General features: G+C 70.8%; 15 protein-coding genes. 8 read left to right on the top strand and 7 right to left on the bottom strand.

The features are described from left to right. The first annotated feature begins 3 nt into the window (after positions 1–3). The 4 genes from pgk to ITJ40_RS08905 all read left to right on the top strand — a co-directional run bounded on the left by pgk (position 4) and on the right by ITJ40_RS08905 (position 2,783). Positions 4–1,218 (top strand): phosphoglycerate kinase, encoded by a 1,215-nt coding sequence (pgk, locus tag ITJ40_RS08920; RefSeq protein WP_194666682.1) that lies wholly within the window; start codon positions 4–6, stop codon positions 1,216–1,218. Next, entirely contained in the window at positions 1,209–2,012 is an 804-nt protein-coding gene (gene tpiA / locus ITJ40_RS08915; protein ID WP_194666681.1) for a triose-phosphate isomerase, read from the top strand. Before pgk ends, tpiA begins: the two co-directional genes overlap by 10 nt. A 139-nt stretch (positions 2,013–2,151) precedes the next feature. Continuing rightward, a complete protein-coding gene (secG, locus tag ITJ40_RS08910) occupies positions 2,152–2,403 on the top strand; it encodes a preprotein translocase subunit SecG (RefSeq protein ID WP_012038429.1) in 252 nt (83 codons plus the stop codon). An 11-nt stretch (positions 2,404–2,414) separates the two neighbouring features. Next, positions 2,415–2,783 carry an RNA polymerase-binding protein RbpA gene (locus tag ITJ40_RS08905; RefSeq protein ID WP_012038428.1) on the top strand — a complete coding sequence of 123 codons (369 nt, stop codon included), beginning with the start codon at positions 2,415–2,417 and terminating at the stop codon, positions 2,781–2,783. Positions 2,784–2,955: 172 nt separating this feature from the next. Here ITJ40_RS08905 and pgl read toward each other — a convergent pair whose 3' ends face one another. The 6 genes from pgl to tkt form a co-directional block, all read right to left on the bottom strand. Beyond that, the gene (pgl, locus tag ITJ40_RS08900; protein WP_194666680.1) at positions 2,956–3,726 is read right to left on the bottom strand and encodes a 6-phosphogluconolactonase; all 771 of its coding nucleotides are present in this window, start codon (positions 3,724–3,726) and stop codon (positions 2,956–2,958) included. Next, on the bottom strand, positions 3,723–4,721 hold the full coding sequence (locus ITJ40_RS08895; protein WP_194666679.1) for a glucose-6-phosphate dehydrogenase assembly protein OpcA: 999 nt from the start codon (positions 4,719–4,721) through the stop codon (positions 3,723–3,725). The genes pgl and ITJ40_RS08895 overlap by 4 nt, the downstream gene beginning before the upstream one ends. Continuing rightward, positions 4,718–6,259 (bottom strand): glucose-6-phosphate dehydrogenase, encoded by a 1,542-nt coding sequence (zwf, locus tag ITJ40_RS08890; RefSeq protein ID WP_194666678.1) that lies wholly within the window; start codon positions 6,257–6,259, stop codon positions 4,718–4,720. The genes ITJ40_RS08895 and zwf overlap by 4 nt, the downstream gene beginning before the upstream one ends. A 38-nt stretch (positions 6,260–6,297) precedes the next feature. Then, on the bottom strand, positions 6,298–7,893 hold the full coding sequence (locus ITJ40_RS08885) for a glucose-6-phosphate isomerase (protein ID WP_194666677.1): 1,596 nt from the start codon (positions 7,891–7,893) through the stop codon (positions 6,298–6,300). Continuing rightward, positions 7,890–9,005 (bottom strand): transaldolase, encoded by a 1,116-nt coding sequence (gene tal, locus ITJ40_RS08880; RefSeq protein WP_194666676.1) that lies wholly within the window; start codon positions 9,003–9,005, stop codon positions 7,890–7,892. Before tal ends, ITJ40_RS08885 begins: the two co-directional genes overlap by 4 nt. 149 nt (positions 9,006–9,154) lie before the next feature. Beyond that, positions 9,155–11,245: a transketolase gene (gene tkt / locus ITJ40_RS08875; RefSeq protein ID WP_194666675.1), complete on the bottom strand. Its 2,091-nt coding sequence runs from the start codon at positions 11,243–11,245 to the stop codon at positions 9,155–9,157. 173 nt (positions 11,246–11,418) lie between these two features. Between tkt and ITJ40_RS08870 the strand changes: the two genes are divergently transcribed. Further along, entirely contained in the window at positions 11,419–12,339 is a 921-nt protein-coding gene (locus ITJ40_RS08870; protein ID WP_194666674.1) for a heme o synthase, read from the top strand. Positions 12,340–12,528: 189 nt separating this feature from the next. Here the strand turns inward: ITJ40_RS08870 and ITJ40_RS08865 are convergent, their stop codons facing one another. After that, positions 12,529–13,479, bottom strand: coding sequence for a heme A synthase (locus tag ITJ40_RS08865; protein ID WP_228511887.1), 951 nt, complete (start codon positions 13,477–13,479; stop codon positions 12,529–12,531). 326 nt (positions 13,480–13,805) lie between these two features. Here ITJ40_RS08865 and sufB point away from each other — a divergent pair, with 326 nt between their 5' ends. The 3 genes from sufB to ITJ40_RS08850 are packed head-to-tail and all read left to right on the top strand — an operon-like array spanning position 13,806 to position 16,753. Further along, positions 13,806–15,224, top strand: coding sequence for a Fe-S cluster assembly protein SufB (gene sufB, locus ITJ40_RS08860; RefSeq protein ID WP_012038419.1), 1,419 nt, complete (start codon positions 13,806–13,808; stop codon positions 15,222–15,224). After that, entirely contained in the window at positions 15,225–16,436 is a 1,212-nt protein-coding gene (sufD, locus tag ITJ40_RS08855; RefSeq protein WP_194666672.1) for a Fe-S cluster assembly protein SufD, read from the top strand. It begins immediately after the preceding gene. Beyond that, the gene (locus ITJ40_RS08850) at positions 16,433–16,753 is read left to right on the top strand and encodes a non-heme iron oxygenase ferredoxin subunit (RefSeq protein WP_015490400.1); all 321 of its coding nucleotides are present in this window, start codon (positions 16,433–16,435) and stop codon (positions 16,751–16,753) included. The genes sufD and ITJ40_RS08850 overlap by 4 nt, the downstream gene beginning before the upstream one ends. The last annotated feature ends 2 nt before the right edge of the window (positions 16,754–16,755 follow it).

Raw genomic sequence — 16,755 nt, 5'->3', positions numbered from 1 at the left:
GCCGTGGCACTCCGCACCATCGACTCCCTGGGGGATCTCCGGGGACGCCGCGTCATCGTGCGCTGCGACCTCAACGTCCCCCTCAAGGACGGCCTGATCGGCGACGACGGGCGCATCCGCGCCTCGCTGGGGACCCTCACGGGTCTCCGCGAGGCCGGGGCACGCGTCGTCGTGATCTCCCACCTCGGCCGCCCCGACGGCACGCCGGATGAGAAGTACAGCCTGCGTCCCGTCGCGGCCCGCCTCGGCGAGCTGCTGGGCGCCGACGTGGCCTTCGCGACCGACACCGTCGGCGACTCCGCCCGCGCGGCCGTCGAGGCCCTCGGCGACGGCGACGTCGTCGTGCTCGAGAACCTCCGCTTCCACGCGGAGGAGACCAGCAAGGACGAGGCCGTCCGCCGCGGCTTCGCGGAGTCGATCGCCGAGCTCGGGGACGCGTTCGTGTCCGACGGCTTCGGCGTCGTGCACCGCAAGCAGGCGAGCGTCTTCGAGCTCGCGTCGGTGCTCCCCAGCGCCGCCGGCTCGCTCATCGCGAGCGAGCTCGAGGTCCTCGACCGCCTCACGGAGAACCCGGAGCGGCCGTACACGGTCGTGCTCGGCGGATCCAAGGTGTCCGACAAGCTCGGCGTGATCGGCCACCTGCTGCCGCGCGTCGACTCGCTGCTCATCGGCGGCGGCATGCTCTTCACGTTCCTCAAGGCCCAGGGCCACGAGGTGGGCGCGAGCCTCCTCGAGGAGGACCAGGTCGAGACCGTCAAGGGCTACCTGGCCGAGGCGGAGGAGCGCGGCGTGAAGATCGTCCTCCCCACCGACGTGGTCGTCGCCGACGGCTTCTCGGCCGACGCGGCCCACGAGGTCACGGGCGCCGACGCCATCGAGTCGACGCCCGCGGGCGCGAAGGGGCTCGGGCTCGACATCGGCCCCGAGACCGCCGACGCGTTCGCGACGATCATCCGCGGCTCGACCACGGTGTTCTGGAACGGGCCCATGGGCGTCTTCGAGCTGGAGCCGTTCGCGGCCGGCACGAGGACGGTCGCCGACGCGCTCACCCGCGTCGAGGGGCTCTCCGTGGTCGGCGGCGGCGACAGCGCCGCGGCCGTCCGCGCGCTCGGATTCGATGATGACCGCTTCGGTCACATCTCGACCGGAGGCGGCGCGAGCCTCGAGTTCCTCGAGGGGAAGCGCCTGCCGGGACTGGAGGTCCTCGGATGGCAGTGACCGATCGCCCGCAGGGGCGCACGCCCCTCATCGCGGGCAACTGGAAGATGAACCTGGACCACCTCCAGGCCATCGCGTTCGTCCAGAAGCTCGCGTGGAGCCTCAAGGACGCCAAGCACGACTACACGGAGGCGGAGGTCGCGGTCTTCCCGCCGGCCACCGACATCCGCAGCGTGCAGACGCTCGTCTCGGCCGACAAGCTCGAGCTGGCCTACGGAGCGCAGGACGTGTCGGAGCACGAGTCGGGCGCGTACACGGGGGAGATCTCCGCGGCGTTCCTGGCCCAGCTCGCCTGCCGCTACGTCATCGTCGGCCACTCCGAGCGGCGCACGCTGCACGGCGAGACCGACGAGCAGGTGGCCGCGAAGTCCGCGGCCGCCGTGAAGCACGGCATCGTCCCGGTGATCTGCGTGGGCGAGACCGCGGCCGACCTCGAGGAGCACGGCGCGAGCGCCGTCCCCGTGGCCCAGCTGCGCGTCGCGCTCCAGGGCCTCGAGAAGGGCGCCGACGTGGTCGTCGCCTACGAGCCCGTGTGGGCCATCGGGTCCGGCCAGGCCGCGACGCCGGAGCAGGCGCAGCAGGTCGCCGCGCCGCTGCGTGCCGTCGTCGCCGAGCTCCTGGGCGACGAGGCGGCGAAGGCCACGCGCATCCTCTACGGCGGCTCTGTCAAGTCCGGCAACATCGCGGGCTTCCTCCGCGAGCCGGACGTCGACGGCGCCCTCGTCGGCGGTGCGAGCCTCGACGTGCAGGAGTTCTCCGCGATCGCGCGGTTCCGCTCGCACGTCGGGGTCTGATCCGCTGTCGTCCACGAGCCGCTCGCGTCCATCCGGGCGCGGGCGGCTCGCCGCATCCAGGCGCCCGCTATAATCGACAACGGCCCATCGGCCGTTCATCGGTCGACTCGGCCACAGCACCGCACCCGAAAGGCCGCACGTGGAAATCCTCCAGGTAGTCCTGCAGGTGGTTCTGGGAATCACCAGCCTCCTGCTGACCATGCTCATCCTCCTGCACAAGGGGCGGGGCGGCGGTCTCTCCGACATGTTCGGGGGCGGCACCACGTCGAGCCTCGGCTCGTCGGGCGTGGCCGAGCGGAACCTGAACCGCATCACCGTCATCCTCGGCCTCGTCTGGGTCACGTGCATCGTGGTCCTGGGGCTCATCACCAAGTTCGACACCGGATTGTAGGGAGCAGCCACATGGCATCTGGAGGAAGCGCCATCCGCGGTTCGCGCGTCGGCGCGGGCCCCATGGGCGAGCAGGACCGCGGCTTCCACGCGGAGCGCATCTCGATCTCGTACTGGGACGCCCTCGGCAATGAGACCGTCCGCCACTTCGCGGCGAACCTGCCCGAGGAGGAGATCCCCGTCACGATCGACTCGCCCCAGTCGGGTCTGCCCGCCGGGCGCGACAAGGCCAACCCGCCGTCGGTCGCGAAGCTCGAGCCGTACAAGACCCACCTCGCGTACGTGAAGGAGCGTCGCAGCGAGGAGGAGGCCAGCCAGCTCCTCGAGGAGGCGCTGGAGCAGCTCCGCGCCCGTCGCGGCACGGTCAAGGCCACCAAGTAGCTCCACCGCACCACAGCGTCGAACGCCCCCGTCCTCCCGGACGGGGGCGTTCTGCGTAGGTGCTTCCCTCTTCGCTCACGATCTTGCCGACGCCGGTCGGCGAGGACGACGAAGGGCGGATCCCGGAGGATCCGCCCTTCGCGTCGTGCGCCGGATGATGCCGGCACCGTCGTCAGTACGAGGAGAGCCTGAGGTTCTCCGGCACGTCCGCCGCGGCCTCGCGGTCGATGAAGAACACCGTGCGCTTGCGGCCCTTGATGCCCGCGACGGGCACCTCGATCCGGTCGGCGCCCGCGAGCGCGAGGCCCAGGGCGAACGCCTTGTCGGGCCCCGCGAGCACCATCCAGATGCGCAGCGACGAGTTGAGCACCGGCAGGGTGAGCGAGATCCGCTCCGCGGGAGCCTTCGGCGAGTTGCGCACCGGGATGACGGCGGCGTCCATGGTGCGGATGCCGTCGCTGTCCGGGAAGAGCGACGCCACGTGCCCGTCCGGCCCGACGCCGAGGAACGTGATGTCGAAGCGGGGGAGCGCGGTGTCGCCGTTGGCGTGCGCGGCGAGCTCCGCCGTGTACGCCGCGACGGCCTCGTCGAGGCTCAGCCCCGCGTCGCTCGCGCCCATGGCGTGGACGTTCTCCGCGGGCAGCTCGATGTGATCCAGCAGGGCCGCGCGCACCGTGGTGTCGTTCCGCTCGGGGTCGCCATGGGGCAGCCACCGCTCGTCGCCGAACCAGAAGTGGACGCGGGTCCAGTCGACGCTGTCGCGCGCCGCGGACTCGTTGACGGCCGCGAGGATGCTCGGGCCCACCGTCCCCCCGGTGAGGACGACGTTGGCGATCTCCTCCTCATCCAGGATGTCGACGAGCTTCGTGAGGAAGCGCGCGGCGACGGAGCCGGTCATGGCCTTCTTGTCGGGGTGCACGAGCACCCTGCGGTCGTTGGTCATCGGTCTCCCGAGTCCTTCCCTGCGGTCGTGGACGCGGTGACGTACCCGTGGCCGGCTGTCGAGCGCTCGAGACCGTGACGGATCACGTCCCCGTACAGCGCATCGGGGTCGAGGCGCCGGAGCTCCTCCGCCAGGCAGTCGCGGAGGCTCCTCCGGGGGAGGCTCACATCGTGCGTGGGCTGGTTCGGCTGCTTGAGCGTCGCCACGTTCGCGATGGGGCGATCGAGGTCGATGACGCCCGACGCGCGGTGGAGGCGCACGCCGTGGATCCCGCTCGAGCCGGTGGCCCGCGTGGTGACCTCGTGCAGCACCGGAACCTGCAGCTGCAGACCGAGCCAGGCGGCGAGGAGGACGGTGGAGGGGGAGTCGGCGGCGCCGGACACCTCCACCTGCGTGACGGGCTCGTACGGCGGCTGGTCGAGCACCGCGGCGAGCAGCGCACGCCAGAGCGTCAGGCGCGTCCAGGCGAAGTCCGTGTCGCCGGGGGCGTACGTCTCCGCCAGGTGCTGCAGGGCCACGCGCGGGTTGCTGCTCGTGGACGAGTCCGTGATGCGGCGCTGCGCGATGCGGCCGAGCGGCGACTGGCTGACCACCGCGGGGGCATCGTGCGGCCACCAGGCGACGACGGGCGCGTCGGGGAGCAGGAGGCCCGTGACCAGGCTCTCCTTGTCCTCGGCGGCGGCGCCGTAGACGCGGAGCACGACGACCTCGCTCGCGCCGGCGTCGCCGCCCACGCGGATCTCGGCGTCGACGCGCGCCTTCTCCGTGGTCGTCTCCGCGGCGGCACCGCGCTCGGTGGAGATCACGATGACGCGCATGGGGTGCTCGCGCGACGCGTCGTTGGCCGCCTCGATGGCCTCCTCCTCGCTGCCGAGCGAGGTGGAGATCACGAGCGTCAGGACGCGACCGAGGGCGACGGCGCCGCCCTCCTCGCGGATCTTGACGAGCGCCTTCGAGATCTTGGCGGTGGTGGTGTTCGGCAGATCGACTCTCATGGCCGCCTCCAGGTCCGTCCGTCGCGGGCGAGGAGCTCGTCGGCCGAGGCCGGCCCCCAGGTGCCCGGACGGTACTGCTCGGGCTGGCCCTGCGTGCGCCAGAATTCTTCGATGGGGTCCAGGATCTTCCAGCTCAGCTCGACCTCCTGGTGGCGGGGGAAGAGCGGCGGGTCGCCGAGCAGCACATCGAGGATGAGCCGCTCGTACGCCTCCGGGCTCGCCTCGGTGAAGGCGTGGCCGTAGCCGAAGTCCATGGTGACGTCGCGCACCTGCATCCCCGCACCCGGCACCTTGGAGCCGAAGCGGATGGTGACGCCCTCGTCGGGCTGCACCCGGATCACGAGCGCGTTCTGGCCCAGGGCCGACGTCTGGTCCTCCGCGAACAGGTTCTGCGGCGCGCGCTTGAACACGACCGCGATCTCCGTCACGCGGCGGCCGAGGCGCTTCCCGGCACGCAGGTAGAACGGCACGCCGGCCCAGCGGCGCGTGTTGATGTCGAGCCGCATGGCCGCGTAGGTCTCGGTCAGGGACTCGGGGTCCATGCCGTCCTCGTCGAGGAAGCCCAGGACCTCCTCGCCGCCCTGCCACCCGCCGGCGTACTGCCCGCGGGCAGTGGCGGTGGAGAGGTCCTTCGGCAGGCGCACCGCGGACAGCACCTTCTCCTTCTCGTCCCGGAGGCTCGACGCGTCGAACGCGACGGGCTCCTCCATGGCCGTGAGGGCGAGGAGCTGCAGGAGGTGGTTCTGGATCACGTCGCGCGCCGCGCCGATGCCGTCGTAGTAGCCGGCACGGCCGCCCACGCCGATGTCCTCGGCCATGGTGATCTGGACGTGGTCCACGTAGTTGGCGTTCCACAGGGGCTCGTAGAGCTGGTTCGCGAAGCGCAGCGCCAGGATGTTCTGGACCGTCTCCTTGCCCAGGTAGTGGTCGATGCGGAACACTGAGTCCGGCGGGAAGACCGATTCGACGACCGCGTTGAGCTCGCGCGCGGTCTTGAGGTCGCTCCCGAAGGGCTTCTCGATGACGACGCGGCGCCAGTGGCCCTCCTTCTGGTCCGCGAGGCCCGAGCGGCGGAGCTGCTCGGTGACCAGCGGGAAGGACTTCGGCGGGATCGAGAGGTAGAACGCGTGGTTGCCCATCGTGCCCCGCTCGCGGTCGAGCTCCTCCGTGATGTCCTTCAGCGTCTGGAACGCCTCGTCGTCGTCGAAGGTGCCCTGCACGAAGCGGATGCCCTGCGCCAGCTGGCGCCAGACGTCCTCGTCGAACTTGGTGCGGGAGTACTGCTTGACGGCCTCGTACACGACCTGCTCGAAGTCCTGGTCCTCCCAGTCCCTCCGGGCGAAGCCGATGAGCGCGAAGCCGGGGGGCAGGAGCCCCCGGTTGGCGAGGTCGTAGACGGCCGGCATCAGCTTCTTTCGCGACAGGTCACCCGTCACGCCGAAGATGATGAGGCTGCTCGGCCCCGCGATGCGGTTCAGCCGTCGGTCTGACGGGATCCGCAGTGGATTGAATTCCGGGGTGATATCCACCGGCGACATGTAACTCCTCGATCTGCCGGACGGATCCGGCGATGCGGTCATTCGAGCGTCGAGAGCAGAGCCCGGGCGTCCGTGGTGGGATCGGTCAGGTTCAGTCGCAGGACGGGACGGCCGTGCTCGGCGAGCACGGTGGCGTCGCCGGCGGCCTGCGCCTGGATGAGCTGCCCGAAGGTGAAGGGGCGGTCGGGGATCTCGAGATCCTCGGCAGCGTCCGCGGTGATCTGCAGGAACACGCCGACGGGGGTGCCGCCCTTGTGGAACTGCCCCGTGGAGTGGAGGAAGCGCGGGCCCCAGCCGAACGTGACGGGGCGGCCGACCTTGCGGGCCACCGCGTCGCGCAGGCGCTCGAGCTCGGGGAGCGCGAGGCGGTCGACGAAGGCCTGCACGGCGACGTAGCCCGTGGGGCCGACCTGCGCGAGCAGGGCGTCGATCGCGGAGGACACGTCGGTCGCGCCGTCGGTGACCTCGCTCGTGCCGCGCACCTCGATGCCGTCCGTCGTGACGACGGGGGCCTCGGGCGCGGGTCGGTCGTCGAGCAGTCCGCGCGCGGCGACCTTGGCGGCCTCCACGTCGGGCTGGTCGAACGGGTTGATCTCGAGCAGGCGACCCGCGACCGCGACGGCGTACTCCCACGTGAGGATCTGCGCGCCGAGCGTGCCGCTGATGACGATCTCGCCCTCGGCCGCGTCGTGCGCGTCGACGTCGGCGACGAGCCGCGCGATCTGCAGGTCCGCGAGCCCGAGGCCCAGCTCGGGGGCGTCGGTCGGCAGGACGACGGGCAGGAGGCCCGTGCCGAGCTTGCCGGTGGACTCCGCGATGAGCTGCTCGACCCAGTCGCCGAAGCCCACGATGTGCGTGCCGTCGGAGACGATGCCGAGCTTGTCCTTCAGCGGCGAGGTGCCGGCGATCGCGGCGCCGAGCACGAGGCCCGGGTTCGAGACGTCGTCGACGGCGAGCTGCGCGGACGCGGCCTCCGCCTCGTCGAGCAGGCCGCCGATGTCGGCACCGGCGAGGCCGGACGGCACGAGGCCGAACGCGGTCAGCGCGCTGTAGCGGCCGCCCACGTCGGGGTCGGCGTTGAAGACGCGGTACCCGTCGGCGCGGGCCGACTCGTCGAGCGGGGAGCCCGGGTCGGTCACGATGACGATGCGCGTGGTCGGGTCGATGCCCGCCTCGCGGAACGACTTCTCGTAGACGCGCTTCTGGCTGTCGGTCTCGAGCGTGGACCCGGACTTCGAGGAGATGACGACAGCGGTGGTGGCGAGTCGGTCGCCGAGCGCGGCGAGCACCTGGCCCGGGTCCGTCGAGTCGAGGACCGTGAGCTCGACGCCCGCGGTGCGGGTGATGACCTCGGGCGCGAGCGAGGATCCGCCCATGCCGCCGAGGACGATGTGGTCGACGCCCTGCCCGCGGAGCTCCTCGCGGAGCGCCGTGATCTCGGCGACGAGGGGACGCGAGACGGCGACCGCCTGCGTCCAGCCGAGGCGCTTGGTGGCCTCGGACTCGGCGTCCGGTCCCCACAGCGTGCCGTCGAGCCCGGTGATGCCGGAGGCGACATGCGCCTCGACGAGCGCCGGGACGTGGGTCTCGACGGCCGTGGCCGCCGCGCCGCTCAGCGCGATGCGGACGCTCACTTGGCGCCGTCCAGGGCGGTCGTGACGGTCTCGATGAGCTCGCTCCACGACACCTTGAACTTCTGGACGCCCTCCTCCTCGAGGAGCTCGGTGACCTCCTTGTAGGAGATGCCGAGCGCGTCGACCCGGTTGAGCACGTCGTTCGCGGCGTCGTAGGAGCCCGTGATGGTGTCGCCCTCGATGACGCCGTGGTCGAACGTGGCGTCCAGCGTCTTCTCCGGCATCGTGTTGACGACATCGGCCGCGACGAGCTGCGTCACGTAGAGCGTGTCGGGCAGGTCGGGGCTCTTGACGCCCGTCGACGCCCAGAGGGGGCGCTGCTTGTTGGCGCCGGCGCCGAGGAGGCCCTGGGCCCGCTCGGACGCGAAGGACTGCTCGAAGGCCTGGTAGGCGAGCTGCGCGTTGGCGACGCCGGCCTTGCTCTTCAGCGCCGTGGCCTCGTCGGTGCCGAGCGCGTCGAGGCGCTTGTCGATCTCGGTGTCGACGCGCGACACGAAGAAGGAGGCGACCGAGTGGATCGTCGACAGGTCGATGCCCGCCGCCTTCGCCTTCTCGAGGCCGGTGAGGTACGCGTTGATGACCTCGCGGTAGCGCTCGAGGCTGAAGATCAGGGTCACGTTGACGCTGATGCCGGCGCCGATGACCTCGGTGATGGCCTCGAGTCCCTCGCGGGTCGCGGGGATCTTGATCATGACGTTGGGCTCGGCGATCTTGTCCCACAGCTTGTGGGCCTCGTCGATGGTGGCCTTCGTGTCGTTCGCGAAGTCGGGGGAGACCTCGATGGAGACGCGGCCGTCGAATCCGGCGGTGCGGTCGTAGACGGGGCGGAAGATGCGCGCGGCCTCGCCGACGTCGCGCGTGGTGATCTCGAAGACCGCGCGGTCGACGTCGGCGCCGTCGGCCGCGAGCTCGCGGACCTGGGCGTCGTACGCCTCGCCCTTGGCGAGGGCCGACGCGAAGATGGTGGGGTTCGTCGTGATGCCGACGACGTCGCGCTCGGCGATCACCTTCTCGATGCCCTTGGCATCGATGCGCTCGCGGGACAGGTCGTCAAGCCAGATGCTGACGCCCGCGGCGGAGAGCTGCGCGGTGGGGGATGTGGTGTCGGTCATGTTGCCTTCTTCTCGCTGGTTGTGAGGTTCGGGGGAGGGGCGCACGCGTGCGCCCCTCCGGGTGCCCGACCGACGCGCCGGTGACGCGGTCGGTCGGGACGGGCCGGCGGGGAGCGGAGCAGCTCGGCCGCCCCGCTCCTCGTCAGCTTCTAGAGGGAGGCGATGGACTCCTTGGCCGCCTTCACGACGGCCTCCGTGGTGATGCCGAACTCGCGGTACAGGACCTCGTACTCGGCGCTCGCGCCGAAGTGCTCGATCGAGATGCTGCGGCCGTGGTGCCCGACGTACTGCTTCCAGGAGAGCGAGATGCCCGCCTCGACGGAGACGCGCGCGGCGACCGCCTCAGGGAGCACGTGCTCCTTGTACGCGGCGTCCTGCTCCTCGAACCACTCGAGGCTCGGGGCGCTGACGACGCGAGCCTGGACGCCGTCCGCGGCGAGGGCCTCGCGGGCCTCGACGGCGAACTGGACCTCGGAGCCCGTGGCGATGAGGATCACGTCGGGCGTGCCCTCGGTGTCGGCCAGGATGTACGCGCCCTTGGCCACGCCGGCCGCGGAGGCGAACTCGGTGGCCGTGGCGTCACCCGTGCCGCGCTCCAGGACCGGGAGGTTCTGGCGCGACAGCGCGAGACCCGCGGGGCCCATGCGACGCGTGAGGATGGTCTTCCACGCCTGCGCGGTCTCGTTGGCGTCCGCGGGGCGGATGACGTCGAGGCCCGGGATGGCACGGAGGCTGGCGAGCTGCTCCACCGGCTGGTGCGTCGGGCCGTCGCCACCGAGGGCGACGGAGTCGTGCGTCCAGACGAAGATCGACGGTGCCTTCATGAGCGCGGCGAGACGGACCGCCGGGCGCATGTAGTCGCTGAAGATGAGGAACGTGCCGCCGAAGGGGCGGGTGTTGCCGTGCAGGACGATGCCGTTGAGGATCGCGCCCATGGCGTGCTCGCGGATGCCGAAGTGGAGGACGCGGCCGTAGGGGTCGCCCTTCCACATCTCGGTCGAGCGCTCGGCCGGCACGAAGGACGGCGCGGACTCGATGGTCGTGTTATTCGACTCGGCGAGGTCGGCGGAGCCGCCCCACAGCTCGGGCATGACCTCGGCGATGGCGTTGATGACCTTGCCGGACGCGGCGCGCGTCGAGACGTCCTTCCCCGCGGGGAACACGGGGAGCGCCTCGTCGAGGCCCTCGGGGGCGTCGCCCGCGAGGACGCGGTCGAGGAGCGTCTTGCGCTCGGGGTTCGCCTCGGCCCACGCGGCGAGCTTCTCGTCCCACTCGCGGTGCTGCTGCTGGCCGCGCTCGACGGCCTGGCGCGTGTGCTCGAGGACGCCGTCCGGCACCTCGAAGCTCTTCTCGGGGTCGAAGCCGACGATCTGCTTGACGGCCGCGAGCTCCTCGGCGCCGAGCGCCGAGCCGTGGATCTTGCCCGAGTTCTGCTTCTTCGGGGAGGGCCAGCCGATGATCGTCTTCAGGATGATCAGCGAGGGCTTGCGCGTCTCGGCCTTGGCGGCCTCGACGGCGTCGAACAGCTCCTGGACGTCCTCGACGTACTCGCCCGTCTTCTTCCAGTCGACGTGCTGCACGTGCCAGCCGTAGGCCTCGTAGCGCGCGGCCACGTCCTCGGTGAAGGCGATGTCGGTGTCGTCCTCGATGGAGATCTGGTTGCTGTCGTAGATCGCGATGAGGTTGCCGAGCTCCTGGTGCCCCGCGAGGGACGAGGCCTCGGAGGTGATGCCCTCCTGCATGTCGCCGTCGCCGGCGATCACGTACACGAAGTGGTCGAAGGGGCTCTCGCCCGCAGGGGTCTCCGGGTCGAACAGGCCGCGCTCGTAGCGGGCGGCGTACGCGAAGCCGACGGAGGAGGCGAGGCCCTGGCCGAGGGGGCCCGTGGTGATCTCGACGCCGTCGGTGTGGCCGTACTCGGGGTGACCCGGGGTCTTGGAGTCCCACGTGCGGAGGGCCTGGAGGTCCTCGATCTCGAGGCCGTAGCCGCCGAGGAAGAACTGCGTGTACTGCGTGAGCGAGCTGTGGCCCACCGAGAGGATGAACCGGTCGCGACCGATCCAGGTGCTGTCGGACGGGTCGCGGCGCATGACCTTCTGGAAGAGGAGGTAGGCCGCCGGGGCCAGGCTCATGGCGGTGCCGGGGTGACCGTTTCCGACCTTCTCGACCGCGTCCGCGGCGAGGATTCGCGCGGTGTCCACCGCTGTGCTGTCGATGGGGTCCCATTGCAATGCTGCCACTTGGTTCTAGCCCTTCTGAAGATGGGGGGAGGCCCAGCCGGACCGCCTATCAGTATAGGGAACACCCACCTCGGCCCAGGTGTTCCGAGCCCGTCCGGGCGGGCCCCCGCGGCTCGGCTCGCAGGGGGCGTGGCTTACCATGGGAAGGGAATGTCCGGCGAGTTAGAGGTGCGATGAACGTTGCGGTGCAGAGTCGGGTCGATCGGGAGACGATCGGCGTGGCGAGGAAGACCAAGGCGTACGTCGCACTGACGAAGCCGCGCGTCATCGAGCTCCTGCTCGTGACCACCGCGCCCGTCATGATCCTCGCCCAGGGGGGATGGCCGAACCCCTGGCTGATCCTCGGCGTCCTCGTCGGCGGCACGCTCAGCGCGGGCAGCGCGAACGCCTTCAACTGCTACATCGACCGCGACATCGACCGCGTCATGAAGCGCACGCAGCGCCGTCCCCTGGTGACGGGGGAGCTGACGGACCGCGAGGCTCTCGTCTTCGCCTGGATCATCGGCGTCGCCAGCATCGTGTGGCTCGGCATCATCTCTAACTGGCTGGCTGCGGCGCTCTCGCTCGCCGCGATCCTCTTCTACGTGTTCGTCTACACGCTGTGGCTCAAGCGCCGCACGCCGCAGAACATCGTCTGGGGCGGGGCCGCCGGCTGCATGCCGGTGCTCATCGGCTGGGCGGCCGTGACGGGGGACGTCTCCTGGGCACCCGTGATCCTCTTCATGATCGTGTTCCTCTGGACCCCGCCGCACTACTGGCCGCTGTCCATGAAGTACCGCGACGACTACGCCTCGGTCAACGTGCCCATGCTCGCCGTCGTGCGCGGCCGCGCGGCCGTCGGGCTGCAGACCATCCTCTACGCGTGGGCCACGCTCGCCTGCTCGCTGCTGCTCATCCCGGTCGCGGGCATGGGCCTCGTCTACACGCTCGCCGCGCTCGCGGGCGGCGGCTGGTTCGTCTACGAGACGCACCGCCTGTACGACCTCGCGGTGCGGCACGAGCCCATCAAGCCCATGCGCGTCTTCCACGCGTCCATCTCGTACCTCTCGCTGCTGTTCCTCGCGGTCGGCATCGACCCGCTCCTGCCCTTCTGATCCGCTCGGGCCGTGCGCCCGCCCGCGTGAGGGGGTCGGGTACCCGCGCGGGTCCCGCGTCGGCGGATGCCGGACCGGATCCCCGATCGCCGCCGGTCCCGTGACCGACCGTCGCCCGCGGTCGGCGCCCGACACGTCGACGCCCGCCGCGAGCGGTGCTCGGGCGGGCGTCGAGGGGACGGGCGGGGATCAGCCCACGTGGGCGGAGCGCCGCACCTCCGCGGGCGTGAGCCGGAGCGTGTCGGCGCGTCGTGTCGTGCTCAGCAGGGTCGCCGTCATCGCCGCCGCCAGCAGGCACGCCAGGACCATGTGCAGCCCGACCAGGAACTCGGGCAGGCCGGTGCGCGCCTGGATGAGGCCCACGGCGATCTGCGCGAGCTCGACCGCGAGCAGCACCCGGGTCCAGCGCGAGACGGCGGTCCACCTGCTGCGGGTGGCGACGACGACGAGCGCCACGGTGAGCGCGAAGGTCGTGTAGGCCGGCCAGCTGTGGACGTGCTGCAGCAGCTCCGGGTCGAGGCCGTTGCGCGCCGCCCCCTGGTCGCCCGCGTGGGGGCCGGATCCGGTGACGACGATGCCGACGAGGATCGTGATGCCCACGACGACGGCGGTGATGCGCGCGAGGGCCACGAAGGACGAGGGGACCGAGCGCTCGGCCTCGTCGAGCGGGTGGTAGGCGCGCCACACCAGCACGGTCGACAGGACCACGAGCACCACCGACACGACGAAGTGCAGGCCCACGACGTACGGGTTCAGCCCCGTCAGCACGGTGATCCCGCCGATGACGCCCTGCGCGGGGATGCCCAGGCCGATGGCGAGCGCGATCGAGAAGAGCCCGCGTCCGCGGTTCCGGAGCCGGAGCACGGCGAGGAAGGTGGCGATCGCCACGATCACCAGGACGAAGGTGAGCAGGCGGTTGCCGAACTCGATGATGCCGTGCACGCCCATCTCGGGCGTCGAGACGAAGGAGTCCGCGGTGCACCTCGGCCAGGTGGGGCAGCCGAGGCCCGAACCCGTGAGCCGGACGAGCCCGCCCGTGCCGACCACGAGCGTCTGCACGACGAGGGTGGTCCAGACGAGGAGCCGCGTCGTGCGCGTGATCCCGTCCGGCAGCCGCTCCCGCAGCCTCCTCGCCACCATGGTGGTCTGACCTAGCACGCTCCCACTGGGAGACTGCCCCGCATCGGTGCCGTGAGTCACTGCCTGCCTTCCGTGCCCGCTGGATTGCCCGTAGAATCGGGTGGTTCGTGCAACACGTCGGGTCTTGCAGCATCCGGCCCGTCATCGAGGACGGCGGGAACAAGTCCACCCGCGTTCCCGTTCATCCTAAGAGGGGTGCGCGGCGCGGAACCGCCGCATCCCGGACACCCACAGTCTTCCCTCCGTCACCGAAGCGGCATCGCCGTGCGGAGGGTGAATGCCGATACGGCGCTGATACGCCCAGATCGTCAGGAAAGCAGGTAGCCATGTCAGATGTGCTCATCGACCGACCGGAGCTCGAGAGCCTGGGGCAGTACGAGTTCGGCTGGTCCGACTCGGACGTCGCCGGCGCCTCGGCCAAGCGCGGCATCTCCCCGCAGGTCGTCGCCGACATCTCGCGGCGCAAGAGCGAGCCCGAGTGGATGCTCGCCAACCGCATGAAGGGCTACGAGCTGTTCGGCAAGAAGCCCATGCCCACCTGGGGCGCCGACCTCTCCGGCATCGACTTCGACAACATCAAGTACTTCGTGCGCTCCACGGAGAAGCAGGCCCAGACGTGGGAGGACCTGCCCGACGACATCAAGAACACGTACGAGCGTCTCGGCATCCCCGAGGCGGAGCGCCAGCGCCTCGTCTCCGGCGTCGCGGCCCAGTACGAGTCCGAGGTCGTCTTCCACTCCATCCAGAAGGAGCTCGAGGACCAGGGCGTCATCTTCATGGACACCGACACGGCCCTGCGCGAGCACCCGGAGCTCTTCAAGGAGTACTTCGGCACCGTCATCCCCGCGGGCGACAACAAGTTCGCCGCGCTGAACACGGCCGTGTGGTCGGGCGGCTCGTTCGTGTACGTGCCCAAGGGCGTGCACGTCGAGATCCCGCTGCAGGCGTACTTCCGCATCAACACCGAGAACATGGGCCAGTTCGAGCGGACGCTGATCATCGCGGACGAGGGCAGCTACGTCCACTACATCGAGGGCTGCACCGCCCCCATCTACAAGTCCGACTCGCTGCACTCCGCGGTCGTCGAGATCATCGTGAAGAAGGACGCCCGCGTCCGCTACACGACCATCCAGAACTGGTCGAACAACGTCTACAACCTCGTCACCAAGCGCGCGACGGCGGCCGAGGGCGCGACCATGGAGTGGATCGACGGCAACATCGGCTCCAAGGTCACGATGAAGTACCCCTCCATCTACCTCATGGGCGAGCGGGCCAAGGGCGAGACCCTGTCCGTCGCGTTCGCGGGTCCCGGCCAGCACCAGGACGCCGGCGCGAAGATGGTGCACATGGCGCCGTACACGCAGTCGTCGATCGTCTCCAAGTCGATCGCGCGCGGCGGCGGCCGGGCCGGCTACCGCGGCGAGATCCGCGTCGACGCGGCCGCCCACCACTCCGCCAACACCGTCCGCTGCGACGCGCTGCTGGTCGACACCATCTCCCGCTCCGACACGTACCCCGCGATCGACATCCGCGTGGACGACGTGCAGCTCGGCCACGAGGCCACGGTCTCGCGCGTCAGCGAGGAGCAGCTGTTCTACCTGATGAGCCGGGGCATGCCCGAGGACGAGGCCATGGCCATGATCGTCCGCGGCTTCATCGAGCCCATCGCCCGAGAGCTGCCCATGGAGTACGCGCTCGAACTCAACAAGCTCATCGAGATGGGCATGGAAGGATCCGTCGGCTAGATGACGACCCCACTCGCCACCACAGAAGCCCCCGTCCCCGCCGACCAGCACGGCAGCCGGGCGCACACCGACGGAGGGTGGGCGGCCGTCCCCATCCAGACGCGCTCCGAGCGCTTCACGTCGACCGACGTCGACGCGTTCGACGCCGTCACCGGCCGCGAGGCCGTCTGGAAGCTGACGCCCGTCCGCCGGCTCGACGACCTCATCTCCGGGGAGCTCGACGGCTCGCGCTACCCGGTCACCAGCTCCGAGGCCGCGGGCACGTCCGTGACGTGGATCCCTCGCGACGACGCCCGCATCGGCGGCGCGGGCGCCCCCGAGGACCGCGCCCAGGCCAACGCCTGGTCGTCGTTCGGCGAGGCGCTCGCCATCGACGTCTCGGGGGAGGAGCGCGTCACCGTCACGGTCGGCCGCTCCGAGCTCGGTTCCGCGCCGCGCGCCGCGCACACCGTCATCACGGCGGCGCCCTTCAGCCGCGGTGTCGTCATCCTCGACAACGCCGGCTCGGCCTCGCTCGTCGAGAACGTCGAGATCGTCGTCGGCGACCAGGCCGAGCTCACCGTCGTCACCGTGCAGGAGTGGGACGACGAGGCGCGCCATCTCGCGGCGCACCAGGCCGTCGTCGGCCGCGACGCCAAGCTCAAGCACGTGGTGGTGACGCTCGGCGGATCCATCGTCCGGGTCAACCCCTCGGCGCACCTCTCGAACGAGGGCGCCGACGGCGAGCTGCTCGGCGTGTACTTCGCCGACGCGGGCCAGCACCTCGAGCAGCAGGTGTACGTCGACCACGACGCCCCGAACACCCGCAGCCGCGTGACCTACAAGGGCGCCCTGCAGGGGAAGGGCGCGCGCACCGTGTGGATCGGCGACGTGCTCATCCGCCGCTCGGCGCCGGGCACCGACAGCTACGAGCAGAACCGCAACCTCGTCCTCACGGACGGCACACGCGCCGACTCGGTCCCGAACCTCGAGATCGAGACCGGCGACATCGCCGGCGCCGGTCACGCGAGCGCCACGGGTCGCTTCGACGACGAGCAGCTGTTCTACCTGCAGGCCCGCGGGATCACGGAGGAGGAGGCGCGCCGCCTCGTCGTCCGCGGATTCCTCAGCGAGATCGTGCAGCAGATCGGCGTCCCCGACCTCGAGGAGCGGCTCCAAGCCGCCATCGAGGCCGAGCTCGCCGCCAGCCCGTCCGCGGGGGTCGCGCGATGACCGCCGTCCGCATCTGCGCCGTCGACGAGCTGGGCGAGAACGAGGCGCTCCGCATCGAGATCGAGGGCCTCGCCATCGCGCTCGTGAAGGACTCCTCGGGCACGGTGCACGCCATCGGCGACACCTGCACGCACGGCGACATCTCGCTGGCCGAGGGGTTCGTCGAGGGCGACACCCTGGAGTGCTGGGCCCACGGGTCCAAGTTCTCCCTCGAGACGGGCAAGCCGCGCACGCTGCCGGCCTACGAGCCCGTCCCCGTCTACCCCGTGACGATCGTGGACGGCGACATCCACATCGACACCACCCCGAAGAGCTAGAG

Origin of the sequence: Clavibacter sp. VKM Ac-2872, from assembly GCF_015351105.1 — a bacterium.
Lineage (GTDB): Bacteria > Actinomycetota > Actinomycetes > Actinomycetales > Microbacteriaceae > Clavibacter.
Note: the sequence above shows the minus strand (reverse complement) of the source record. Positions and strands in the feature narration are given on the sequence as shown.

Excerpts from the sequence above, each read along its gene's own strand:
- tpiA (WP_194666681.1), top strand. The coding sequence starts at position 1,209 with ATGGCAGTGACCGATCGCCCGCAGGGGCGCACGCCCCTCATCGCGGGC.
- ITJ40_RS08905 (WP_012038428.1), top strand. The coding sequence starts at position 2,415 with ATGGCATCTGGAGGAAGCGCCATCCGCGGTTCGCGCGTCGGCGCGGGC.
- pgl (WP_194666680.1), bottom strand. The coding sequence starts at position 3,726 with ATGACCAACGACCGCAGGGTGCTCGTGCACCCCGACAAGAAGGCCATG.
- ITJ40_RS08895 (WP_194666679.1), bottom strand. The coding sequence starts at position 4,721 with ATGAGAGTCGATCTGCCGAACACCACCACCGCCAAGATCTCGAAGGCG.
- zwf (WP_194666678.1), bottom strand. The coding sequence starts at position 6,259 with ATGTCGCCGGTGGATATCACCCCGGAATTCAATCCACTGCGGATCCCG.
- tal (WP_194666676.1), bottom strand. The coding sequence starts at position 9,005 with ATGACCGACACCACATCCCCCACCGCGCAGCTCTCCGCCGCGGGCGTC.
- ITJ40_RS08870 (WP_194666674.1), top strand. The coding sequence starts at position 11,419 with ATGAACGTTGCGGTGCAGAGTCGGGTCGATCGGGAGACGATCGGCGTG.
- ITJ40_RS08865 (WP_228511887.1), bottom strand. The coding sequence starts at position 13,479 with ATGGTGGCGAGGAGGCTGCGGGAGCGGCTGCCGGACGGGATCACGCGC.
- sufB (WP_012038419.1), top strand. The coding sequence starts at position 13,806 with ATGTCAGATGTGCTCATCGACCGACCGGAGCTCGAGAGCCTGGGGCAG.
- sufD (WP_194666672.1), top strand. The coding sequence starts at position 15,225 with ATGACGACCCCACTCGCCACCACAGAAGCCCCCGTCCCCGCCGACCAG.
- ITJ40_RS08850 (WP_015490400.1), top strand. The coding sequence starts at position 16,433 with ATGACCGCCGTCCGCATCTGCGCCGTCGACGAGCTGGGCGAGAACGAG.